The following is a 23,195-nucleotide window of genomic DNA, read 5'->3' on the forward strand; positions in this document are numbered from 1 at the left end:
GCCCCGAATTCGGGGCGGGGGAGGGTGATGCGGCAGGCCGTGGATTGTCCCCCATTCCTGTCTGTGCAGGGAGCTCATTCCCCTTCCCCGCTCGCGGGGTAGGGGTCAGGGGATGGGGTTCCAACCCCGCGAGCGGGGAAGGAACCGGGGGAAGGGTTCTAATCGCACTGTGAATCTCCCCTATGACTCGTTCAAGGTCGTTCAGTACCTGCTCGTTCGTGAAACGCAGGACGCGGTAGCCCAGGCTTTCCAGCACAGCCTGCCGCGCAGCGTCGTGTTCCTCTTGCGTCTCGTGAATTGCGCCATCCACCTCCACGACCAGGCGTGGCTCGCGGGCGTAGAAGTCCACGATGAAGCGGTCAATGCAGTGCTGGCGGCGGAATTTGACGCCCAGTTGCCCCTCGCGCAGGCGCTGCCAGAGGGCTTCTTCGGCAGGTGTAGGGTTCTTGCGCATCTCTTGCGCCTGGGGGCCGAGGTGCTCATACAGGTTCGCAGGCGTTTGCCAGCGGTATTCGTGAGCCAGCCCGTGAGATTGCTCGCCATACTTGACGAACAACGCAATCGCCACGCCCTGGCGGATGTCAAAGACGTTTTCGTCCGGGCCGCCGTCGGGGGCGGTCTCCCGCTTCAGGCTGTTGCCGTGCAGGTCCAGGATGTAAATCTCGTCAAAGGTCTTGAGCAGGCTCTGGCGCATGCCGCGAAAGGTGGGGTTATCCAGGTAGCCATGGTTGGTGATCATGGCGACGATGCCGCGCCCGGCCCGGTGAATCTTCCACTGGGCGAAGCGCAGGAACTTGACGTAGTCATCCTGCAGCCATTTAGGGTTTTTCTCGCCGAGCGGCCGGCCGTCCACGGTGTAGTAACTCTGCGCGCCGTCCAGGTCGGTTTTGAGCAGTTCCTCTGTCCAGCGGTTCTGGTTGGCCGAGATGCCGGAATAGGGCGGGTTGCCCAGGATGACCAGAATTGGCTCGTCCTTCTTGACCTGGGCGGCGTGATGGCTCTCTTCGGAGAGCGAAGCCAGGCCGGGGATGGTGATTTGCTGGAGATCTTCCATCTCCAGGGTGTTGGTCAGGTAGAACTGGAAACGCTCGCCGTTCTGCAACGGGACGCCCAGCGCCTCCAGCAGGAAGCCGATTTTCATGTGGCCGATGGCGTACGGGGCCATGAGCAACTCAAAGGCGTAGAAGTGGGGCAGGATGTGCCCGCGCAAGAAGTTCTCTTTGGCTCCTTCGCCGTATTTGCGGGTGAACTCCCCAAAAGCGAGGTGGATGGCCTCGGCGGGGAAGGTCAGGGTGCCCGCGGCGGGGTCCAGCAGGGTTACCTTGGAATCGGCCAGGCCATCGGCGAGGCCGAAGCGCGTCTTGAGCAGGTTATGCACGGCGCGGACGATGTAACGGACGACCGGCTGGGGGGTGTAGTAAACGCCGCGCCGCTCACGGGTTTCGGGGTCGTATTCGGCCAGGAAGGTCTCGTAGAAGTGCAGGATGGGGTCGTCGCCCTTGCCCTGCTGGTAGTATTGGGTCAGGATGGCTTGCACATCGGCGGCGTGCAGCACGGCGGCAATCTCGTCCACGATGACTTCCATCTGGGGCGAGGGCTTGCCCAGCGAGATGAACTGGAAGACGTCGCGCAGGATGCCGATGGTGGAGGGGATGAGGGCGTAGGCCATCTGACGGTTGAACGGCCCCTGCGTGCGGGTGCGGGCGGCGAACAGGCCGTAGGTGATGGTCTGGGCGTAGAGGTCGGCGAACTGCTCCTCGGTCAGGCCGGCGATGAGGTACTTCTGGAAAGCCTCGTAGAAGCCGTAGAGGCCCTTTTGCTTCTGGGCCAGTTCGGGGCGGATGACCTCGTCGCGGAGGAAGCGGGTGCGCCGCGCCAGTTCCACCGAGAGGGCTTCGGGCGTCAACGTGGGCGGCAGGGCGAAAGAAAAGAAGGTCTGGAACAGGTGCGTCAGGGCCTCCACCTGTTCTGCAGGCGGGCGAGCCTTGAGCGTCTGGGCGATGAACGGGCGGGCGAGCAAAGCGCGCTCCAACAGCACGCCCTGTCGGTACAGGCGGAATTCGTAGAAATCGGTCAGGATGACGTTGGGGAAGGTTTGCCGGTAGCGCTGGAGTTGCTCCGAGGTCTCAACGATGTCCAGTTTGGCCCCGGGCGCTTTGGCTTCAATGTAGCCGATGACCTGGTGCGCGCCGTCCCAGACGCGGAAATCGGGGTTGCCGGCCTCGGTGGGCTTGGGGAGGACCGTAACCTGGACGGCGCGGTGCAGGGTTTGGGCAAGGTCTTCCAGCAGCGACTTGAGCGCGGGATAGTAACTCTCCTCGCGGGCGTCGCCGCGCTGGGTGAGAGTCGCGATGGATTGCAGGTAGGATTGCAGACGTTTGTTCACGGTTCGCGATGCCTCCTGCGGCTCGTGGTACGGCCCGGCGGCGCGGCGGTGGCCGGCCGGGTGCCGCGGTCGCCGGCCGCATTATACCACATCGTGGGGATTCCCACCAGCGGTAGCGCGATCCCACGGAGCTGGTTGTAACCGCGACTGCACGCGAATGTAGCGAGCGTAGGGACAGGTTTCCATACTGCCCTGTAACCGCGAATAACACGAATGTACGCGAAGGGCATTATGCCCAACGCTGAAGCATCGGGCTGAAGGGGCAAAGCCCTGCGGGCTGCCCCAGCCCTGAAGGGGCTTGGTTCGTTCAGCGCGGGGGTTCACCCCCGCGCGCTGGCTGACCTCACCCCCTCATTCCCCCTCTCCCGGCAGGAGAGGGGGACGCCGAAGGCCGGGGGTGAGGTGCGGTGTCCCCCACCCTGGCCCGCCCCGCGCCGCGGGAGAAGCCCACGATGACGGCCGTGCGCCGTCCCCTCGCGGAACAAACCTGCGCGTTCTTCCCCCATTTGCAGGCGAGAAGCACAGCACGCCCAGGCGCGCGGCGGCCCGCCCTTCTTGGTGTCTTCGCCACTTTGTGGTAAATTGCAACTATCTCTGCGCTCGCCGCGTCTCTGCGGCGGGCCACTGGGAGACACACGACTTGACATTCGCAGATGCCATTGGACTGCAACGCGGCGACGTGCTGGCGCTGGTGGGAGCCGGCGGCAAGACTACCCTCACGGCCCTGCTGGGCGTGGAGTTGCTGGCCCGAGGCGAACCCGTCGCCTGCTGCGCCACGACCATGACCCTGCTGCCCGCGCCCGGCGCCCGCGTGCGCGTGATGTTCACAAACCGCGAGGACGCCGCGGCAGCCATCCGCGACGCGCTGGAATCCGGCCAACTCCCCTGGGTCGCGGGCGAACCTTCGTCCCAACGCGACCCCGCATGCCACGCCCGCGACGGCATGGTTCAGCCCATCGCGCTGACCGACGCCAAGGTCGCCGGCGCCGCCCCCGCGGACATAGACCGCATCCATGCGGCGCTGCCCGACGTAACGCTCATCGTGGAGGCCGACGGCGCGCGCCATCGCTGGCTCAAGGCGCCCGCGGACTATGAGCCGCAACTGCCCGCGTCCACCGCGATTCTGTCGTCGGTCGCGCACCTGGGCATCCTCGGCAAGCCCCTGACCGAGGAATTCGTCCACCGTCCGGAGCGCGTGGCGCGTATCCTGGACGCGCCGATGGGCACAATCCTCACGCCGCAGATGGTGGCAGCGATTCTGACGCACCCAGAAGGCGGACTGAAGGGCTGGCAGCCCGGAATGCGCGCCGTTCCGATCCTCACCCTGCCCGACGCCGATTTCCCGACGCCAGACGATCTCGTGCAGGCGCTGCTGGAAAACAGCCGGGTTTCCCATGTCGTCCTCGCATGGCTGGGCGAAACACCGTGGGTGCAGGCAATCCACCGCCCCACCCCGCAGGACAGTAGAAGGCCGGTTGTCGGCGTCCTCCTTGCCGCTGGCGGCTCCAGCCGCCTGGGTAAGCCCAAGCAACTCCTCCCCTTCGGCGGCACGACGCTGGTGGAGCACGCGCTGGACATCCTGCTCCGCTCGCCCGTGGACGAGGTCGTCGTGGTGCTGGGCGCGCACGCCGAGGAGATCGCGCCACGGTTGCAGAAGCCGCGCGTGCGCGTGGTGCTCAACCCGCGCTGGGAGCAGGGGCAGAGCACTTCGCTCCACGCCGCGCTGGACGCCCTGCCGCCCGACTGCGCCGCCATGGTCTTCGTGCCGTGCGACATGCCCTGGATCTCGCCCGAACTCATCGCGGAGATCATCGCGACGTGGGAGCGGACGGGCAAGCCGCTTGTGGCCACGCTCGGCGGAGAGGTGCGCGGCATTCCGGCGCTCATCGCGCGCGAGATCTTCCCCGAACTGAAGACCATTCCGGGCGACCAGGGGTGCCGCGTCCTGATTCGGGGAGATTCCGCCCGCGTGGCGCACGTTCAAGCCGACCCGCGCCTGCTGGCCGACATTGACACGCCCGAGCAGTATCAAGCGGCGCTGGAAGAATACCATCGCAGACGACAAGGAGAGCAAATGCAACACCTGAAGTCCATCCGCAACCTCATCGTGGACATGGACGGCGTGCTGTACCGCGGCGACGCGCCGATTCCGGGCATCGTGCCATTTTTCCGATTCCTGCGCGAGAACCGCATCCGCTTTCTCCTCGCCACCAACAACTCCACGCTGACCCCGCAGGAGTACTCGGAGAAAATGGCGCGCATGGGCGTGGACATCCCGCCCGAATCCATTCTGACGTCGGGGCTGGCCGCCGCGGACTATCTCGCGGCCCGCTACCCCAAGGGGACGCGCGTCCACGTGATCGGCGAGGCCGGCCTGCGCCAGGCGCTGGCGTCCGTGGGGTTCGTGCTGGCCGACGAGGATGTGGCGGCCGTGGTGGTCGGCATGGATCGCCAGGTAACCTTTGAGAAACTTGCGCGGGCCACGCTTCTCATTCGGGCAGGTGCGCTGTTCGTCGGCACAAATCCCGACAAGACGTTGCCCGTGCCCGAGGGCGAAATCCCCGGAAACGGCGCTCTGCTGGCCCTGCTGGAGGCCGCAAGCGGTGTGCAGCCCCTCGTCATCGGCAAGCCCGAAAAGCACCTGTACGAAATCGCCATGCGGCGGCTCGGCGCTCCGAAGGAGACAACGGCCGCCCTGGGAGATAGGCTGGAGACGGACATCCTGGGCGCCGAACGCGCCGGGCTGTTCTCCATCATGGTACTATCGGGCGTATCCACCCGCGAGCAGGCCCTGACCTCGCCGCATCCGCCCAACCTGATCTTCCAGGATGTCGGCGAACTGACGGAAGCGTGGCGCGTGTTGCTGGACGGGGCATAGGGGGCAGCAACGCGGCATCGCCGCCACAGGGGCGCGCAAGCCCCGCATCACCGCCGCCCGCCCGCGCCAGCGCGAAAGGCGCGTGCGCGTGTGCCCGCGCGGGGCTAAACCCCCGCGCTGACGGAACAAAGCCCCTTCGGGGCTGGGCCAGCGCGCGTCGGGCAGACTGTCCCCTCTCCCGCCGGGAGAGGGCTAGGGTGAGGGCCGTTCGGATCGCGAAGAACACGAAACGACGCCTCAGCAGCGGGCGGCGCGGCGCTCCAGCGGCAGGCGTAACACCCTTCGCATAGATTCGTGTTATTCGTGGATAGGCAAGGCAGGTATGGAAACCTGCCCTACGTTCGCTCGGTTCGTGGCACAATGCCCAAACACGTAGGGCGGCTTTCCATAGCCGCCGAAAAGGCTAAGCAATCTCGCGTTCCCTATTGGCGTAGATTCGTGTTATTCGTGGATGACCCCAGTTACATGTAGAAAGCGCGGTCTTGCCGTAGGCCGCCCAGCCCACGCGGAGGAAAAACATGCATCGGCGAGGCACGGCCTGGCACAGGTGGGCGCTGCTCGCGATCGCCGTCGCAGCAGCGGGCGCAACGTTCCTGCTCAACGTCAGTCGGCCCGGGCCGCTGGCCCGTGTCGGCGAAGGTGAGTCCGCCCCCATGCCCGCCACCCTCACCGTCGCCACCCTCAACCTGTGGCACGACTACCCGCGCTACTCCCGACAGGCCGAACGCCTCCAGGCGGCGACCCTGGCGCTGCGCGACCTGTCGCCCCATGTGGTGTGCCTGCAAGAAGCCTCGCGCACGCCTGTCGTGGCCCACGCAGCCCGCCAATTGGCCAATGGCCTTGGCATCTCCGGCGTGTACGCCCGCGCCAACGGCAACCGCGCGCTCATCCGTTTTGAGGAGGGCGAGGCCATCCTGGTGCGCGGCGCGCTGGCCAACGCCGCGTGGCGCGAACTGTCGCCCACCGCCGGCTTCTTTGAGCATCGGCTGGCCGTCTGGGGCACGGTGGACACCGAAGCGGGACCGGTTGTCGTCTTCAGCACGCATATCACCAACAAGCGAGGCGCGGTCAACGTCGCGCAAATCCGCGCACTCGTGGACATCGTGGAGCGCGAACGGCGAGGACTGCCTGCGGTCGTGGCGGGCGACTTCAACGCCGACGAGCCCGCGCCCCAGATACAGGCGCTGCCCGCCCCCTGGCGCGACGCCTTCCGCGCGGCCCGGCCTGACGCGCTGGGGGTCACCAGCATAGATTCAAACCGGCGGATTGACTACATCTTCTTGGTGGATGGCGATGGCGTGCGCTGGCACGTTCTGGACGCCGACACCTTCGGCGGCGAGGACATCTCGGACCACCGAGGCGTGTGGGCGCGGGCCACTCTCGTGCCGAATCGGTAAGTGGCGCTACACCGCCTCGGGCGGCGCGGGCCGGGCGTTGCGCCGCCACTGCGCCAGTGCCACGCCCACGATCGCCACGCCCATACCCACGTACTGCACCGCCTGCAGGCGCTCGCCCAGCGTCAGCAGCGCGATCAGCGCCGTGGCGAACGGCGATAGGTTCAGCAGCAGATTCATCTCCAGCGCCGTCAGCGTCTGAAGCGCGTGATTGTACAACAGATAGGCCGCCGCCGTGTTGACCAGCGCCAGCCAGAGGACAATCCAGACCCCAGGGGCGGCCATTCGCGGCGCGCCTTCCACGGCCAGCGCCAACGGCAACAGCGCGATGCCACCGAACCCCAGCGGGAAAGCCGTGAGCGCCAACGTGCCCGCGGTTCCGTCGCGCGCCACCTCTCGGCCCAGAATCCCGAACACGGCGAACGCCGCCAGGCCCAGCCCCGTAACCGCCAACCCCAGCGGCTCGCCCGCCCGCAGTCCGGGCGCGAAGAACACCCCGCACCCCGCCAGGCACACGGCCAGCCCGATCACCTGCACGCGGGTCGGGTACTCCCGAAGCCACAGGATGCCGAACCCCAGCACCAGCAGCGGCACCAGGCTCATCAAGAACGAACTCGTGGTAGAAGGCAGGTACTGCAACCCCCAGAAGAGGCATCCGTTTCCGACGGTATAGGCGCACAGGCCGATGAGCGCCAGCCGCACCCACACGCCGCGCGAACGCGGGCGCGTGTTGCGGCGCAGCGCGAACGGGAGTAGAATCACAAACGCGGCCGTGTACCGGAGGCCCGCCAGCGTCAGCGGCCCGGCGTAGCGAAGCCCCGCCTTCACAAGCACGAACGACGAGCCCCAAACCACCACCACGACCAGCGCCTCGGCCAGGGCAGTGGGGAGAGGCGGCCCAACGCGCGATCGGGACGGAATCATGGGCATACTCTCCATGCAGAGTGCTGCCATTATTGCGCGCCGCGGGCCGAGTGTCAAGATTCGGCGCTCCATGGCCCCGTTCGCGGGGAGAGGGTTGGGGTGAGGGGTCTCACCCTCGCCCCGCCTCGCGGGCAGAGAACCCGTAGGGCGGCTTTCCATAGCCGCCTTGCGGCCCCCTCGCCCCGCCTCGCGGGCAGAGCACTGGGGTGAGGGGTCTCACCCTCGCCCCGCCTCGCGGGGAGAGGGTTGGGGTGAGGGGTTTATCTCCCACTGCCAAAGGATTGTTGACAGCCCCGCCTGCAAGGAGTATAATCGCAATAGAACATGTTTTCTACGGAGGGCAACCATGAGCGAGATCACCGTCGCCTGCGTCCAGATGTCGCCCCGACTGGGCGAGGTTGGCGAGAACCTGGTTCGGATGACCGAATTCATTGAGAAGATTCGCGGCGAGCACGACGTGGATCTCATCGTATTCCCGGAACTGTGCACCACGGGCTACGAATGCGGCGTCCGATTCACCGAACTGGCCGAGCGCATCCCCGGCCCCACCACCAACCTCATGAGCCAGCGCGCCTCCGAGTTTGAGGTGCATCTCGCCTTCGGCATGGTGGTCAAAGAGAAGGTGGAAAGCATCATCTACAACGCGGCCATCCTCATCGGGCCCGACGGCGAGATCCTGGGCGACTACCGCGCCCTGCACCCGAAGGGCGAGGAGCGGCTGGCCTTCCGCCCTGGCTATCGCCTTCCCGTCTTTGACACGGGCATCGGGCGCATCGGCCTCATGCTGGGCTGGGACCTGGCGTTTCCCGAGGTGGCGCGGTCGCTGGCGCTGGACGGTGCAGAACTTCTCCTCGCGCTGGCCAACTGGGAGAAGCCCAACCAGGAGGAGTGGAAGGCGTATGCCCTGGCGCGGGCGATGGAAAACGCATCGTTCCTGGCAGCGGCCAACCGCATCGGCGAAGAGTACACCTACGCCTTCTTCGGCGAGAGCGTCATCCTCGGCCCCCGCGGGCAAGTGCTCGCCATCATGGACGAGGAAACCGAGGGATACTGCGTCGCCCGCATCAACCTGGACGACGTGCGGCGCACCCGCGAGGAATTGCAAATCATGCAATGCCGCCAACCCCAGGCCTACCGCAGCATCGTGAGGAGGTACTGATATGCAGCGCATCATTGACCTTCGTAGCGACACCGTAACCCACCCCACCCCCGCCATGCGCGAGGCCATGTACCGCGCCGAGGTGGGCGACGACGTCATGGGCGAGGACCCCACCGTCAACCGCCTCCAGGAGATGGCCGCCGAACGCATGGGCAAGGAGGCGGCCCTGTTCGTCGCCAGCGGCACCATGGGCAACCTCATCTGCATCCTGGCCCAGTGCGGCCGCGGCGACGAAGTGATCATGGGCGACAAGGCCCACACGTTCCTCTTTGAGGCGGGTGGCCCGTCGGTGCTCGGTGGAGTGCACGTGCGCACCGTGCGGAATGGCGACGACGGCACGGTGGACCCCGCCGAGGTGGAAGCCGCCGTGCGCGCCGACAACGTGCACTTTCCGCGCAGCCGCCTAGTCGTGCTTGAAAACACGCACAACCGATGCGGGGGAGCGGTGCTCACTCGCGCGCAGATGGACCCCATCGTCGCGGTTGCGCGCAAGCACAACCTCAACGCGCACCTGGACGGCGCTCGCATCTTCAACGCCGCCGTGGCCCTGGGCGTGGACGCCCGCACCCTCGCCGAACCCTTTGACACGGTCAGTTTCTGCCTGTCCAAGGGGCTATCCGCGCCGGTCGGGTCGCTGGTCTGCGGTACCCGCGAGTTTGTACGCGAAGCCACGCGCCTGCGCAAGGTGCTTGGCGGCGGGATGCGCCAGGCGGGCATCATCGCCGCGGCGGGCATCGTGGCGCTGGAGCAGATGGTGGACCGCCTCGCCGACGACCACGCCAACGCGAGGCGGTTGGCCGAGGGCCTCGCCGAGATGGGCGTCTTTGACATCCGCCCGGACCGCGTCCAGAGCAACATCCTCATCTTTGGCCTGGCCACCCGGCGGTTCACGCCGCAGCAACTGGTGGCCCGATGCGCGCAGGACGGCCTGAAATTCCAGGCCATTGAGGGCGGCCAGTTCCGCATGGTTACGCACTACGGGATAGAGCGCGAGGACATAGACCGGGCCTTGCGCATCCTCACAGACGCCATACGCGACCTGAATCGCTAGCACGGCCTTGTCCCCACGGGCCTTAAAGACCCCCGGGGGCTGTGTGCATTCGCGTGGATTCGCGCGATTCGCGGTTGCAACTGGAGCGCCAACAAGAGACGGGGGATGTCGCTCTACGGCGATAGTTTGCACGTCCGCGCATTTGCGCTATACTTTTACCAAGTACAGGATTGGCCCATAGCGCCGGGGCGTCTTGCGGGACTCGGCGGCAGGACTTTCCGCCGGCGTTCCTGCGTTTCACCGGCATAGACTGTGTTCCTGTGGAGGTAGGCACAAGATGTTCTTTCCAGGTCTCTACTTTGACCCGATGTACCTGATATTCGCGCTGCCCGCGCTGCTGCTGGGCCTATACGCCCAGATGAAGATACGCACGTCCTACTCCAAGTACCTGCGCGTGGCGAACAGCCGCGGGATCACCGGCCTCAATGCCGCCCGCTACCTGCTGGACAACGCGGGCCTGTACGATGTGGAGATTGAGGGCACGCCGGGCGAACTCTCGGACCACTACGACCCATCCAGCCGGAAACTGCGCCTATCGCGCGGCGTCGCCAACTCCGCCTCGGTGGCTGCCCTCGGCATCGTCGCCCACGAGGTCGGCCACGCGGTCCAGCACGCTGAGGGCTACGGCCCGTTGCGCCTGCGCTCGGCTATCGTGCCTGTCGTGAGCATCGGGACGTGGCTGGGCCCCATCCTGTTCATCATCGGCTTCCTCCTGCAGGCCTACGACCTGGCGGTGCTCGGCGTCATCGCCTTCGCGGGCGCGGCGGTATTCTCGCTCGTTACGCTCCCGGTGGAACTCAACGCCAGTTCGCGCGCCATGCAGATGCTCACCCAGACGGGGCTGGTAACCCGCCAAGAGTACAACGGCGCCAAGTCGGTGCTGTCGGCCGCCGCGCTGACCTACGTGGCCGCCGCCGCGCAGAGCATCTCTACCCTGCTGTACTACGTCTTCCTCCTCGGCGGGCTTCGTAGAAGCGACTGATTCAGAGACGTGGACCTGATTCTTGACCTGTCGCTTCCCGAACTAGAGGCCCGCCTGGAGGAGTGGCAACAGCCCGCGTACCGCGCCCGGCAGGTTTGGGAGTGGATCTACAGGCAAGGCGCAACCCAGTTCGCCCAGATGACCAACCTGCCGGTCGCCCTCCGCCAGCGCCTGGAATCCCACTTCACCCTCACGCCGTTTGAGCCGGTCGCCGAGCACCTCTCGTCAGACGGCCAGACGCGCAAACTGGCCCTCCGCCTCCGAGATGGCGAAATCATTGAGGCCGTGTGGATGCGCTACGAAAACCGCGAGAGCGTGTGCGTCTCCACCCAGGCCGGGTGCGCCATGGGCTGCGCGTTCTGCGCCACGGGCCAGGGCGGGCTTCGCCGCAACCTCTCCGCGGGCGAAATCGTGGGCCAGGTGCTGGCTTTTGCGCGCCTTCTCGCCCCCCAGTCCGCGCGCGTTACCAACGTCGTCTTCATGGGCATGGGCGAGCCGTTCGCCAACTACGACGCCGTCTGGAAGGCTGCCTCCACCCTCATGCACCCGGCCGGCCTGGGCCTGGGCGCGCGGCACATTGTCATCTCCACTGTCGGGCTGATCCCCGGCATCCGCCGGTTCGCCCAGGAGCGGTCCCAGGTGCGGCTGGCAGTCTCGCTCCACGCGCCCGACGACGCCCTGAGAGACCGCCTGGTGCCCATCAACCGAGCCTATCCCATCGGCCCGCTCATGGAGGCTGTTCGCAATTATGTCAACCTAACCGGCCGCCGCGTTACGTTTGAATACGCCCTCATCGCCGGCGTCAACGACCAGCCCGAACAGGCCCAGGCCCTTGCCGCGCTCCTTCGCGGCCTGCCGGCGCACGTGAACCTAATCCCGTTGAACCCCGTACCCGACTCCCCCTGGCGACCAAGCCCCCGCGCCAGGGTTCGGCAATTCCAGGCCACGCTCGCCGAGCGCGGCGTGGCATGCACGGTGCGCCTGGGACGCGGCGCCGACATTCAGGCGGCATGCGGCCAGTTGCGGGCGCGCACGCTGCAGACACCCTCGTAGCCCCGAAGGCTTCGCACCCACCGCAGGGTTCGGCACGTGCATCTGGCGCGCTACACACGCCCGCGCAGCCCCGAAGGGGCTTTGTTCCTTCAGCCCGACGCTTGAGCGTCGGATGGGGCCTCGCCCAGGGGCCGCCCCTGTAAACGTGTGTGGCGAGGGCGAATTCTTGCGTTTTCGCCCAAGAAAGGGTAAGATAACATTATGATCCGAATCTCCGCATCTATCCTATCGGCCGACTTTGCGCGGCTCGGCGAGCAGATCGCAGAAGCGGAACGGGGCGGCGCCGACTATATCCACGTGGACGTGATGGACGGCCTGTTTGTGCCGAACATCACGGCGGGGCCTGTGCTGGTGAGCGCGGCGCGCCGTAGCACTTCCCTGCCGCTGGACGTGCACCTGATGATAGAAAAGCCCGAGCGATACGTGGAGGCGTTCCGAGAGGCTGGGGCCGACATCCTGACCGTGCATTACGAGGCGTGCCCCCACCTGCACCGGACGGTGCAGCGCATTCGCGAACTGGGCGCGGCGCCCGGCGTCTCGCTCAACCCGTCCACGCCCCTGTCGGCGCTGGAGGAGATTCTGGACTACGTGGACTTGGTGCTCATCATGACGGTCAATCCCGGCTTCGGCGGGCAGAAGTACATTGAGAGCATGACGGCGAAGATCGCGCGCCTTCGCCGCTGGCTGGACGAGCGCGAGCACCGGCCTGTCCTGGAAGTGGATGGCGGGCTGAACCCACACACCGCGCCCAAGGCGGCCAGGGCTGGCGCGGACATCATCGTCGCCGGCGCGGCCATATTCGCCGCCGATGTGCCAGTTAGCGAGGCCATTCGCCGCATTCGCGAAGCGATTGCCCTAAAACAGGGTTAGAGGAATAGAAAAGGCCAGCCGACGGCTGGCCTGGCGTGGAGCCGACAGGCGGATTTAGGCTTTCTGAAGCGTCTTCAGGCACCGAGAGCAGATGCGAACCCGTCTCTTGCGGCCATCCACAACGATGGTGGCCATCTGCACGTTCACATCAAAACGGCGGTTGGTGCGCCGATTGGAATGGCTCACATTGTGCCCGAACTGCGGCCCGCGCATGCAGATTTCACACTTTGCCATGGAACGCAACCCCTTTCAGAATGCGAGATCAAGGATAAGTACCGCGCAAATTGCGCACCAAAATATAATACCATAAACCGACAATCTTGGCAAAAACCGCGCCCGCATTTTACAGCCGACCCAATGCACAGGGCGCGGGGGAGAATGACCACATGACAGAACAAACCAGACTGGGCAGAATTGAAGTGTCGCCGGCGGCCATCGCCAGCATCGCCAGCCACGCCGTGCTCAAGTCCTACGGCGTCGTCGGCATGGCCTCGGCCAACGTGCGAGACGGCATCGTGGAGGTGCTGACGGGCGACCGCAGCCGGCGCGGCGTCCAGGTTCGGCTGGAGGGCAACGAAATTCACATTGACCTGTACGTGGTCATTGAGTACGGGACGCGAATCTCCGTTGTCGCCCACAACATCATGAGCGCCGTGAAGTTCAGCGTGGAGAAAGCCCTCGGCGTGCCGGTCAAGGAAGTCAACGTCCACGTACAAGGATTGCGCGTCAGCAGCGCCGATTGACGCGCCGCTCGCGCCACTACCCTGCACGGAAAGAGAGGAACCGCATCTTGGCGTCAGAAGCCGCAAAGAGACCCAATCCATCTTACAGACGCAGAGAAGCCGTGCGCATCGGCGACGGGGAATGCCTGTTCAAAGCGCTGCGCGTGAGCGCCGCATGGTTTGAACAACACGTCCAGGCGGTGAATGCCCTGAACGTCTTCCCGGTGCCCGATGGCGACACGGGCACGAACATGATGCTGACCTTGCAGTCGGCCATCAAAGAAGTAGGAGACAATCCCAGCGACTCGGCCAGCGAAGTCATCCAGAAAGTCGCCCATGGCGCGCTCATGGGCGCGCGCGGCAACTCGGGCGTCATCCTGTCCCAGTTGCTTCGGGGCATGGCGCGCTACCTGCACAAGAAGGACTCGTTCACGGCAGGCGACCTGGCGGCCGCCATGCGCGAGGGTGCCGTTACCGCCTACAAAGGCGTGCTCAAGCCGGTGGAGGGCACCATTCTCACCGTCGCGCGCGAAGTGGCCGATGCCTGCGCCCGCACCGTTGAGGATACCGACGACATCGTGGCGCTCCTGGAAACCGCCGTGGAAGAGGCCCGACACTCCGTCAGCCGCACCCCCTCGCTCCTGGCTGTGCTCAAGGAGGCGGGTGTCGTGGACGCCGGCGGGCAGGGACTTGCCATCATCCTGGAAGGCGTACTCCGATTTGCGCGAGGTGAATCCGTGGAAATGCTGCCCACTTCCGTAACCCATGCCGAACTCAGCGTGCCGCGCGCCGAGGCCGAATACGGCTACGACACCCAATTCATCATCCACGGCCAGAACCTGGACGTGGAGGCCGTGCGCCAGAAAATCTCCGAGATGGGCGACTCGGTCATGGTCGTCGGCGACAGCACCACCATCAAAGTCCACGTCCACACCCCCACGCCCGGCACGCCCATCAACTACGGCGCCAGCCTGGGCTCCATTAGCCATGTGATCGTGGAAGACATGCAGCAGCAGTATCAGGAATTCGTCCAGGCCCAGACCAAACCGCCGGTCTCGGCGGAGGAGATTTGCAACATCGCGACCGTGGCAGTAGCGCCTGGAGCGGGCCTGCGCCGCGTGTTTGAAAGCCTGGGGGCCAGCGCCGTCGTTTCCGGCGGCCAGACCATGAACCCCAGCACCGAGGAACTGCTCAACGCCATTGAAAGCGTGAAGGCCGACAACGTGATCGTGCTGCCCAACAACCGCAACGTCATCCTCTCGGCGCAGCAAGCCAAGACGCTATCCCGCAAGAACGTCTTCGTGATTCCCACCAAGACGATCCCGCAGGGCATCGCCTCACTTCTCGCCTTCAACTACCAGGCCGACGCCACCACCAACGCCCAGATCATGGAACAGGCATTTGCCCGCGTGCAGACGGTGGAAGTTACGCACGCCGTTCGTGCCGCGCGGGTGAACGGAGTCACCATCAAGGAAGGCGACGTCATCGGGCTGATCAACGGCGACCTGAAGATCAGCGGCGACAATTACCACCAGGTCATCCTGGATGCGTTGGGCATGTTGCCGTTGGACGAAAACGAGATTATTACGATATACTACGGCGAGGACGTGGGAGAGGCAGACGCCCAGACCTTGGCCGATAGGATTCGGGCGCAGTTCAGCCACCTGGAAGTGGAAGCCGTGAACGGCGGGCAGCCGCACTATCCCTACATCCTTTCGGTGGAGTAAACGCTGGACATGCTGGCCGAAAACAGCATGCTGCGAGGAGGAGGAATGGCACGCCCGATCATTGTTACCGACAGCACCGCGGGACTCTCGCCTGCCGAGTGTGAACAATACGGCATCCAAGTGGTGCCCCTGTACGTTCGGTTCGGAGACCAAGTCTTTCGGGAAGGCGTGGACATTACCAGCGAGCAGATGTTCAGCCGAATGCGGCGTTCCGCGCTAGGGCCGATTACCTCGCCCCCAACGCCGGACGATTTCCGTCGGGTCTACCTGGCCGCCGCCCGCAAGACCGACCAGATTCTGTCCATCCACCTATCCGGCAAACTGAGTCAGACGGTGGCCTTCGCCCAGGCAGCCGCCGAAACGCTCCTAGGCCGCATCCGAATCCACGTGATAGACTCGCAGACGACCTCGGCGGGGCTGGCAGTCCTGGCGCGGGAGACCGCCAAGGCCGCAGCCGCCGGCATGAACCTGGACGAGTTGATCCCCTACGTGCGCGGCCTCATCCCCCGCATCTACCTGGTCTTCTTCGTGGACACGCTGGACTACCTGGAGCGCGGCGGCCGCATCGGCAAGGCCGAAGCCCTCCTGGGCAGCATGCTCAACATCAAGCCGCTCCTCATCGTGGAAGACGGCGAAATCCAGCCGTTGGAGAAAGTCCGAACCCGCGCCAAGGCTATTGAGAAACTGGCCGAATTCGTGGCCGAGTTCAGCAGGATCAAGGAACTCTGGATCCTGCAGGAACAGGAAAACGAAGAGACCGCCCAACTCCGCGAACTGCTCCGAGAGTACTTCCCGACCGTCGCGACGCCGGTCGTGCCCTATGGCCCCGTTCTCGCCAGCCACGTAGGCCCCGGAGCTATGGGCGTCGTGGTCTTTGAGGACGTGTAGGCCCTGGACAGGAGCGCAAAGTGGTTCGGATTGTAACGGACAGCACCTCGGACATCCCCAGGCCGATGGCCGAGGAGTACGGGATTCGCGTGGTTCCGGCCATCGTCAACTTTGGCCTGGAATCGTTCCGCGAAGGCGTGGACTTATCCCCCAGCGAATTCTTCGCCCGCCTGGTCGCCTCTCCGACCCTGCCCACGACCTCGCAGCCATCCGTCGGCGAGTTCATGGAGGCCTACGCCGAAGCCGGGCGAAGCGGCGAGCCGGTCCTGGGCATCCACCTCGGCTCCACCTTCAGCGGACTCTACGATGCCGCCCAATTAGCGGCCCACTCCATGCCCGAACATGCGGTTACGGTCTACGATAGCGGTCTCCTCTCCATGGGCTTGGGACTCATGGTCATTGAGGCAGCAAAGGTCGCCCGCCGCGGCGCCACCGTGGAGCAGTTGCTCCACCTCCTGGACAACCTCAAGCCACGGACGCGCGTCATCGCCGTGCTGGACACCCTGGAATACCTGCGCAAGGGCGGACGGCTCAGCCGCGTCAGCGCGACCCTGGGCCGAGTGCTCAGCATCCGCCCCGTCATCCAGGTGTTTGACAACAGGCTGGACCAACTCGCCCGCACCCGCCACCGCATGAACTCTCTCAATCGGCTTCTGGAATTCGCGCAAACGCACGCCCCCTTTGACCACCTCGTAGTCCTACACGCCGCAGCCGCCAACGCGGCCGACTGGGTCGCCGAACGCTTGGCCCGCTTGAATTCCGGCGCAAAACCTGCTATTATAGAAGCGGGTTCCGTCATCGGCACGCACGCCGGACCGGGTGCGGTGGGCTTCGCCTGCGTAACGAGGCGCTAGCGTCCCACAACCTCTCATATCCAGACGGTGAACCGGAGAAACGGATGCATTCTGTCGTGGAGAAACTGCTGAAGATTCTTGATTTGGAGGAGCAGACGGGGTACAGGAATCAGGCCGTTATCGGAGGGCTGGACAAACTGGCCGAGCACTGGCCCAAGGAAGCGGCCGCCGCCTATCCGGGCGCAGACAGGCAGGCCCTCATCCACCAAGTCGGGGATTTACTCACCGCCTACCCAACCCGCGCCACGCCCGAGGGCCGCGAAGAGATCATTCGCGCCCTCCGCAAGACCGTTGCGCGACTGGAGGAAGGTGCGCCGGAGCCTATCGCCGTGCCACAGCGCTCCCCTGCCCGCCCGGCCCGGCCCACGCCCCCTGCCCCACCCCAGGACAGACCCCGACCCGGGCTCGGCCTGGACGCGCCGGTAACGAAACTCGTCGGCGTCAACGCGGGATACGCCGAGAAACTGGAAAGACTGGGCGTGCGCACCATCCGCGACCTGCTTATGCTCTACCCCCGCCGATACGAGGACTACAGCGCCATACGCCCCATCGGCACCCTTCGCCCCGGCGAGCAAGTTACCGTCCTGGGCCAGATTTGGGACGTCCAGAGCCGCAAGTCCCAACGCGGCATGCACATCCTTACCGTTACCCTTGCCGACGGGTCTGGGACAATCCAGGCAACCTGGTTCAACCAGCCCTATCTGGAAAAGCAATTCCAGCAGGGGCGCCGCATCATCCTGAGCGGGAAGACCGACGTCTATCTGGGCCACCTGGTGATGCAATCGCCCGAATGGGAACTGTCCACCGACGAGGCGATCCACACGGCGCGCCTGGTCCCCATCTACCCGCTCACCGAAGGCATCAGCCCGCGCTGGCTTCGGCGCGTGCAGAAGCGCACCGTGGACTACTGGGCGCCGCGCCTCCCCGACCCGCTGCCCGAATCGGTGCGGCGCGACGCAGGGCTTATGGACTTGCCCACCGCCATCGCGCAGATTCACTTCCCCGACGACAAGGCCAAACTGGAGAAGGCCCGCAAGCGCCTGTGCTTTGACGAGTTCCTCACCATCCAGTTGGGCGTGCTTCGGCAGCGCCGAAACTGGCGACAGCAGCCCGGCCGCCCCCTGCGCGTCAACGCGCAGACCGTGGAGACTTTCATCCACTCACTCCCGTTTGACCTCACGAATGCGCAGCGACGCGCTATGGACGAGATTCTGCACGATATCGCGCAACCGCAACCCATGAGCCGCCTCCTCCAGGGCGATGTGGGTTCGGGCAAGACCGTCGTCGCCCTGACGGGGATGCTGGTCGCGGCCCTGGACAACCGGGCGCAGGCGGCGCTGATGGCCCCTACCGAAATCCTCGCGGAGCAACACTACCGGACCATCTCGCAAATCCTGGAAGCCTCGGGCATCGGCAAGGACACCCTCACGGTTCGGCTCCTCATCGGCAGCCTGAGCAACGGCGACAAGGAGCGCATTCGGCAGGAAATCCAGGACGGCAAGGCCAACCTGATCATCGGCACCCACGCGCTCATCCAGGGTTCCGTCGCCTTCCAGAACCTGGCCTTCGTCGTCATTGACGAGCAGCATCGCTTCGGAGTGATGCAGCGGGCCACCCTGCGCGAGAAAGGCTTCAATCCGCACATGCTAGTCATGAGCGCCACGCCCATCCCGCGCAGCCTGGCCCTCACGCTGTACGGCGACCTGGACATCTCGGTGATTGACGAGATGCCGCCAGGCCGTCAGCAGGTCAAGACCTACTGGCTCGCACAGCGCGAACGCGAGCGGGCCTACACATTCCTGCGCAAGCAGATTGAGCAGGGACGGCAGGCGTTCATCATCTGCCCGCTGATTGAGGAATCGGAGGCCCTGGACGTCAAAGCCGCCGTTGATGAGCACCACAGGCTCCAGACCGAGGTCTTCCCCGACCTGCGTCTCGGGCTTCTCCACGGCCGGATGCGAGGCGACGAGAAGGACGAGGTCATGCGCCGCTTCCGTGCCGGGGAACTCCACATCCTGGTGTCCACATCCGTTGTTGAAGTGGGGATTGACATTCCCAACGCCACGGTTATCATGGTGGAAGGCGCGGACCGGTTTGGCCTGGCGCAACTGCACCAGTTCCGCGGGCGCGTGGGCCGGGGCGAGCACCAGTCGTACTGCATTCTCATCTCGGACTCGGCCACGCCCGAAAGCCAGGAACGTCTGCGCGCCATTGAGCAAATCCACGATGGCTTCAAGTTGGCGGAAAAAGACCTGGAACTGCGGGGCCCGGGCGAATTCTTCGGCACACGCCAGAGCGGCCTGCCCGACCTCCGCCTCGCCAGGCTGAGCGACACGCGCATCCTGGAAGAGGCGCGGCGGCAAGCCTTGCGCATCTTTGAGCGGGACCCCGAGTTGACCGACCCGGAGCATGCGTTGCTCGCCCAGCAGGTGCGCGAATTCTGGCAGCACAAAGGCGACCTGAGTTAGACGCCGTCTCAAGGAGGAGAGTATGACCACAGCGGTGTATCCGGGAACCTTTGACCCTGTGCACTATGGTCATGTGGACATCGCGAAGCGCGCTGCCAAGATCTTTGACCGTCTCATCGTCGCCGTCTATGACCGCCCGCTCAAGAACCTTCTATTCAGCCCCGAAGAGCGCCTGAGCATGATCCGCCAGGCACTCTGCGACATGCCCAACGTTGAATTGGACACATACGGGGGACTTACGGTAGAATACCTTCGCCGAAGGGGGGCGCAGGTCATCGTCCGGGGGCTACGGGTAACCTATGACTTTGAGTTGGAGTACCAGATGGCCCTCACGAACAAGAAACTGGCCCCCGAGATAGAGACCGTGTGCCTGGTAACGAGCCTGGAGCACGCTTTTTTGAGTTCCAGCATCGTCAAGGAGGTCGCCATAGCCGGCGGGTGCATAGAACAGATGGTCCCCCCCCATGTGGCCACCGCGCTAATAGAGCGCCTCAAGACGCTCGGGGCCGACGGCAGCGGGAAGATCCCGCTCGTCTCCCTGCGCGACTGACCACGAATCAGGCAGCGGGCCAGCCACGTCCGCACAGAACGGAGGAGCACCATGGACATCTTGCATCTGATTGACCAACTGGAAGCCGCCATCAACAACGGGTGGCACATCCCCCTCACCTCCGACGTCATCGTGAACGAGGAAGAACTCCTGCGTATCGTGGACGAAATGCGCTCGCGTATCCCGCAGGAAGTGCAACAAGCCAAGCGGCTCCTCCAGGAGAAGGATCGCGTGCTCGCACAGGCGCGCGAGGAACGAGACCGCATCGTGGCGCTGGCCGGCGAAGAGGCGGCCCGCCTCACCGAAGAGAGCGAGATTACCAAGGCAGCCACGGTCCGCGCCCAGACGATTCTGGAGCGCGCCAAGCGAGACGCCGACAACATCCGCAAAGGTGCCGACGACTACGTCGTGGAAGTCCTCGGCAACCTGCAACGCGAACTGGAGCAACTCCTGCGCACGGTAAACAATGGCATCGTCGCCATCCAGCAAGGCGTTACCCGCAGCAACGACGAAACAGAGAACCCCTCGGACGCGCAGCGGGGCTAACCACTGGCCCCGCCTTCTGATTGCGCGCCGCCAGTGCAAGCGCAACCGGCACGTGCCTGATTCCACGCACTAACCCCATGGAACGTAGCCCCGCCACGCACCAATTCGCGCATCTCGTGCCCTCTTCTGCCCGCCATGCATTGCGTGATATTGCGCATTACCGCCGCCATGTTGCGTGTTATCGCGCATACTGACGACTGAATATGCGCATTGTGCCCAAATTCACCGAAAATTCCTGCCAAAACCCCTTGACTTTTGGACAAAATCGTGCTATAATAAGAGTGAAAGATCCCGCGGTTCGGGGAATCGCGCAAATATCTGCGCGACATTGAGCATGAACGGTGCCGCTCAATGTGCGCGACGCGCAGAGCGCACCCAGAACCACGGGACGCTGCCGGGCACGGGACTGCTGGCTTCCCACCGCGATGGCGACTTGCCCATCGTACCATCAGCCCGCTCGGCAACACGAGCGAGGCAGTACCCAGTCGCGGCGATTGCATCATTCACAAGGAGGATCGCCATGACAAAAGAAGACAGGCAAGCCGCCATCCGCAAGGTGCTGGAGGAAGAACCGTTCGTTACCGTCGCGGAACTCGCAGCTCGGTTCAACACCTCCGAAAGCACCATCCGCCGCGACCTGGCCGAGATGGCGCAGCAAGGCGTCATCAAGCGCACGCACGGAGGAGCCCTGTCCCAGATCACCGCACCCGAGGAGTCCGTCCCAGAGGAAGAACGCAAACCGGAAATCGGCGCCGACCTGGCCAGAATCCAGGGGGAGGAACTGTCCCGAATGGCCATCGCCGCCAGCAGGCTGGTCAACGAAGGGGAAACCATCATCATTGATTCCGGCCCGGGCACGCTGCAACTCGCACGCCGAATCAAGGCCAGCCGCCGAAACCTGACGGTGCTCACCAACAACCTGGAAGTCGCGCTGGAACTCAGCGAGTCCTTCGGCGTCAGCGCCATCCTCACCGGCGGCCTGGTGCGGGGACTGCGAAGCGGGCTCGTGGGCTACGTAGCAGAACAAACTTTGAGGGGAATGCAGGTGGACAAACTGTTCTTGACCGCCCCCGGCATTGACCAGGAGCGCGGCCTCACCACATCCCAACTGGAGGAGATCACCGTGAAGCAGGCCATGATCCAGGCCGCCCGCGAGGTCATCCTCCTCGCCCAGCACAGCCTATTCGGCAGGGTGGCGCTCGTGTCCTTCGCCCCCCTCACCGTCGTGCACAAGGTCGTAACCGGCCGCGAGTTGCCCCCCGACATGATCTCGACCATCGCGCGCCTGGGGATAGAAACCATCCTGGCCTGACCTTTCAGGAGGGTGCACCATGTCGCTTTACCTTGAGCAAAGGCTTGAGAACCAACTGAAGATCACGCCCCAACTCATCATCGCCAACGAGGTGCTGGCGATGTCTTCGGCTGAATTAGAGCAAGCCGTGGCTCAAGAAGTGGAGCAGAACCCCGTGCTGGAAGTCATTGAGCACGAGCGGTGCCCCCTCTGCGGCAACCCCATCCGCGGCCAGCACTGCCCCTATTGCGCGGGCAGGAAGCCCCCGCGGGCCGACACCTGGGAGCCAGAGGGGTGGAACTACCAGGACTACCGAACGGCCGCCTGGGACGAAGAAGACGACGATCCCATATCGCGCGTGCCGAGCAGCTCCACGCTCGCCGAATACCTGACATGGCAGATACGCCCGGCCCTGGCCGCCGAGGATCATCCCATCGCGCAATTCCTCATTGACAGCCTGGACAGCCACGGGTACCTGACCATATCGGTCGGCGAGGTCGCGGCGCACCTCGGCGTAACCCCCGATCGCGTGCAGAAAGTCATCGCCGAACTCCAGCGGCTGGACCCCCCTGGCATCGGCGCTGCCGGCCCCCAGGAGGCGCTCCTTATCCAACTGCGCCGTATGCGCGAGGAGGGGAAGCCCCGCCCACTGGCCGAAGCCATCATCTCGCAATGGGAACTCTTCCTCAAACAACAAGTTCACGCCCTCGCGCGGGCGCTCAACGTTTCCGAGCAGGCCATCCGGGACGAGTACGCCTTCATCAAGGCCAACCTGAACGCCAAGCCGGCCCACGCCCACTGGGCACTGGGCGAGGCCAGGCCCGCGTCCGACACCGTCTACATCCGCCCCGACATCGCCATCCGGCGGCGGCCCGCCCCCGACACGGGCTTTGAGGTGGAGGTGCTCCCCGGGCGATCCTTCACACTCCGCATCGCCCCCGAATACAAACGCCTGGCCGAAGAACTGGAAACCAAGAACGACCCGTCTTGCGAACAGGCGAAAGAACAACTGAAAGAGTACATGTCCAGAGGCAAACTGTTCATCCGCTGCGTCAACCAGCGTTGGCAAACGCTGCAAATGATAGGGGATTGGCTGGTCAATTATCAAGCCGAATTTCTGGAGAACGGCGAGCGATCCATCAAACCCATCACGCGGGCAGAACTGGCAGAACAGATCGGAGTCCATGAATCCACCGTGAGCCGGGCCGTGGCCAACAAGTACGCCCTGCTCCCCAACGGGCGCGTCATTCCGCTCGCGGACTTCTTTGACGAATCGCTGGCGGTCAAGGACGTGCTCTTGGAAATCATTCAGCACGAGGAGCGCCCGCTCAGTGACCAGGAACTGGCGAAGCGCCTGGCCCAGCGGGGCTACCCCATCGCACGGCGCACGGTGGCCAAGTACCGGCAGGAACTCGGCATCCTCCCTGCCCGGCTCCGATGTTCATGAGCGCG

Annotated in this window: 19 protein-coding genes; 16 read left to right on the forward strand and 3 right to left on the reverse strand. The window is 64.9% G+C overall.

The window, feature by feature from the left end; genetic code table 11:
* Positions 1–2,386 (reverse strand): DUF559 domain-containing protein (locus tag H5T65_02090; GenBank protein ID MBC7258019.1); only part of this gene is annotated, 2,386 nt, incomplete at its 3' end.
* 640 nt (positions 2,387–3,026) lie between these two features.
* On the opposite strand from H5T65_02090, the gene yqeC reads away from it, so the two are divergent.
* Together yqeC and H5T65_02100 are read left to right on the forward strand one after the other, a co-directional pair.
* A complete protein-coding gene (yqeC, locus tag H5T65_02095) occupies positions 3,027–5,264 on the forward strand; it encodes a putative selenium-dependent hydroxylase accessory protein YqeC (protein ID MBC7258020.1) in 2,238 nt (745 codons plus the stop codon).
* Positions 5,265–5,782: 518 nt separating this feature from the next.
* The gene (locus H5T65_02100; protein MBC7258021.1) at positions 5,783–6,661 is read left to right on the forward strand and encodes an endonuclease/exonuclease/phosphatase family protein; all 879 of its coding nucleotides are present in this window, start codon (positions 5,783–5,785) and stop codon (positions 6,659–6,661) included.
* Between the two features lie 6 nt (positions 6,662–6,667).
* On the opposite strand, the gene H5T65_02105 is transcribed toward H5T65_02100, so the two are convergent.
* Positions 6,668–7,582 carry an EamA family transporter gene (locus H5T65_02105; GenBank protein ID MBC7258022.1) on the reverse strand — a complete coding sequence of 305 codons (915 nt, stop codon included), beginning with the start codon at positions 7,580–7,582 and terminating at the stop codon, positions 6,668–6,670.
* A 346-nt stretch (positions 7,583–7,928) separates the two neighbouring features.
* Between H5T65_02105 and H5T65_02110 the strand changes: the two genes are divergently transcribed.
* From H5T65_02110 to H5T65_02130, 5 genes are all read left to right on the forward strand, one after another.
* The gene (locus H5T65_02110) at positions 7,929–8,741 is read left to right on the forward strand and encodes a carbon-nitrogen hydrolase family protein (GenBank protein MBC7258023.1); all 813 of its coding nucleotides are present in this window, start codon (positions 7,929–7,931) and stop codon (positions 8,739–8,741) included.
* Position 8,742: 1 nt separating this feature from the next.
* Positions 8,743–9,792 carry a low-specificity L-threonine aldolase gene (gene ltaE / locus H5T65_02115; protein MBC7258024.1) on the forward strand — a complete coding sequence of 350 codons (1,050 nt, stop codon included), beginning with the start codon at positions 8,743–8,745 and terminating at the stop codon, positions 9,790–9,792.
* Positions 9,793–10,069: 277 nt separating this feature from the next.
* Positions 10,070–10,774, forward strand: a complete 705-nt coding sequence (locus tag H5T65_02120) for a zinc metallopeptidase (GenBank protein ID MBC7258025.1) — start codon at positions 10,070–10,072, stop codon at positions 10,772–10,774.
* Between the two features lie 9 nt (positions 10,775–10,783).
* Positions 10,784–11,827, forward strand: coding sequence for a 23S rRNA (adenine(2503)-C(2))-methyltransferase RlmN (rlmN, locus tag H5T65_02125; GenBank protein MBC7258026.1), 1,044 nt, complete (start codon positions 10,784–10,786; stop codon positions 11,825–11,827).
* A 201-nt stretch (positions 11,828–12,028) separates the two neighbouring features.
* On the forward strand, positions 12,029–12,697 hold the full coding sequence (locus H5T65_02130) for a ribulose-phosphate 3-epimerase (GenBank protein ID MBC7258027.1): 669 nt from the start codon (positions 12,029–12,031) through the stop codon (positions 12,695–12,697).
* 54 nt (positions 12,698–12,751) lie between these two features.
* Here H5T65_02130 and H5T65_02135 read toward each other — a convergent pair whose 3' ends face one another.
* Positions 12,752–12,931 carry a 50S ribosomal protein L28 gene (locus H5T65_02135; protein ID MBC7258028.1) on the reverse strand — a complete coding sequence of 60 codons (180 nt, stop codon included), beginning with the start codon at positions 12,929–12,931 and terminating at the stop codon, positions 12,752–12,754.
* A gap of 152 nt (positions 12,932–13,083) precedes the next feature.
* Between H5T65_02135 and H5T65_02140 the strand changes: the two genes are divergently transcribed.
* The 9 genes from H5T65_02140 (at position 13,084) to rpoN (ending at position 23,190) form a co-directional block, all read left to right on the forward strand.
* The gene (locus tag H5T65_02140) at positions 13,084–13,440 is read left to right on the forward strand and encodes an Asp23/Gls24 family envelope stress response protein (protein ID MBC7258029.1); all 357 of its coding nucleotides are present in this window, start codon (positions 13,084–13,086) and stop codon (positions 13,438–13,440) included.
* A 101-nt stretch (positions 13,441–13,541) separates the two neighbouring features.
* A complete protein-coding gene (locus tag H5T65_02145) occupies positions 13,542–15,146 on the forward strand; it encodes a DAK2 domain-containing protein (GenBank protein MBC7258030.1) in 1,605 nt (534 codons plus the stop codon).
* 45 nt (positions 15,147–15,191) lie between these two features.
* Complete coding sequence (locus H5T65_02150) at positions 15,192–16,034, forward strand: DegV family protein (protein MBC7258031.1); 843 nt, start codon at positions 15,192–15,194, stop codon at positions 16,032–16,034.
* Positions 16,035–16,054: 20 nt separating this feature from the next.
* Entirely contained in the window at positions 16,055–16,888 is an 834-nt protein-coding gene (locus H5T65_02155; GenBank protein MBC7258032.1) for a DegV family protein, read from the forward strand.
* Positions 16,889–16,932: 44 nt separating this feature from the next.
* Positions 16,933–19,356 carry an ATP-dependent DNA helicase RecG gene (recG, locus tag H5T65_02160; protein ID MBC7258033.1) on the forward strand — a complete coding sequence of 808 codons (2,424 nt, stop codon included), beginning with the start codon at positions 16,933–16,935 and terminating at the stop codon, positions 19,354–19,356.
* Between the two features lie 22 nt (positions 19,357–19,378).
* Positions 19,379–19,906, forward strand: coding sequence for a pantetheine-phosphate adenylyltransferase (gene coaD, locus H5T65_02165; GenBank protein ID MBC7258034.1), 528 nt, complete (start codon positions 19,379–19,381; stop codon positions 19,904–19,906).
* A 51-nt stretch (positions 19,907–19,957) separates the two neighbouring features.
* Positions 19,958–20,452, forward strand: coding sequence for an ATPase (locus tag H5T65_02170; protein MBC7258035.1), 495 nt, complete (start codon positions 19,958–19,960; stop codon positions 20,450–20,452).
* Between the two features lie 520 nt (positions 20,453–20,972).
* Complete coding sequence (locus tag H5T65_02175; GenBank protein ID MBC7258036.1) at positions 20,973–21,764, forward strand: DeoR/GlpR transcriptional regulator; 792 nt, start codon at positions 20,973–20,975, stop codon at positions 21,762–21,764.
* Between the two features lie 19 nt (positions 21,765–21,783).
* Positions 21,784–23,190, forward strand: coding sequence for an RNA polymerase factor sigma-54 (gene rpoN / locus H5T65_02180; protein ID MBC7258037.1), 1,407 nt, complete (start codon positions 21,784–21,786; stop codon positions 23,188–23,190).
* Positions 23,191–23,195 lie beyond the last annotated feature (5 nt).

This window comes from Chloroflexota bacterium (assembly GCA_014360805.1).
GTDB lineage: Bacteria > Chloroflexota > Anaerolineae > DTLA01 > DTLA01 > DTLA01.

Excerpts from the sequence above, each read along its gene's own strand:
- H5T65_02105 (MBC7258022.1), bottom strand. The coding sequence starts at position 7,582 with ATGATTCCGTCCCGATCGCGCGTTGGGCCGCCTCTCCCCACTGCCCTG.
- H5T65_02110 (MBC7258023.1), top strand. The coding sequence starts at position 7,929 with ATGAGCGAGATCACCGTCGCCTGCGTCCAGATGTCGCCCCGACTGGGC.
- H5T65_02100 (MBC7258021.1), top strand. The coding sequence starts at position 5,783 with ATGCATCGGCGAGGCACGGCCTGGCACAGGTGGGCGCTGCTCGCGATC.
- H5T65_02140 (MBC7258029.1), top strand. The coding sequence starts at position 13,084 with ATGACAGAACAAACCAGACTGGGCAGAATTGAAGTGTCGCCGGCGGCC.
- H5T65_02175 (MBC7258036.1), top strand. The coding sequence starts at position 20,973 with ATGACAAAAGAAGACAGGCAAGCCGCCATCCGCAAGGTGCTGGAGGAA.
- coaD (MBC7258034.1), top strand. The coding sequence starts at position 19,379 with ATGACCACAGCGGTGTATCCGGGAACCTTTGACCCTGTGCACTATGGT.
- H5T65_02150 (MBC7258031.1), top strand. The coding sequence starts at position 15,192 with ATGGCACGCCCGATCATTGTTACCGACAGCACCGCGGGACTCTCGCCT.
- H5T65_02170 (MBC7258035.1), top strand. The coding sequence starts at position 19,958 with ATGGACATCTTGCATCTGATTGACCAACTGGAAGCCGCCATCAACAAC.
- H5T65_02120 (MBC7258025.1), top strand. The coding sequence starts at position 10,070 with ATGTTCTTTCCAGGTCTCTACTTTGACCCGATGTACCTGATATTCGCG.
- rpoN (MBC7258037.1), top strand. The coding sequence starts at position 21,784 with ATGTCGCTTTACCTTGAGCAAAGGCTTGAGAACCAACTGAAGATCACG.
- H5T65_02130 (MBC7258027.1), top strand. The coding sequence starts at position 12,029 with ATGATCCGAATCTCCGCATCTATCCTATCGGCCGACTTTGCGCGGCTC.
- recG (MBC7258033.1), top strand. The coding sequence starts at position 16,933 with ATGCATTCTGTCGTGGAGAAACTGCTGAAGATTCTTGATTTGGAGGAG.
- H5T65_02135 (MBC7258028.1), bottom strand. The coding sequence starts at position 12,931 with ATGGCAAAGTGTGAAATCTGCATGCGCGGGCCGCAGTTCGGGCACAAT.
- ltaE (MBC7258024.1), top strand. The coding sequence starts at position 8,743 with ATGCAGCGCATCATTGACCTTCGTAGCGACACCGTAACCCACCCCACC.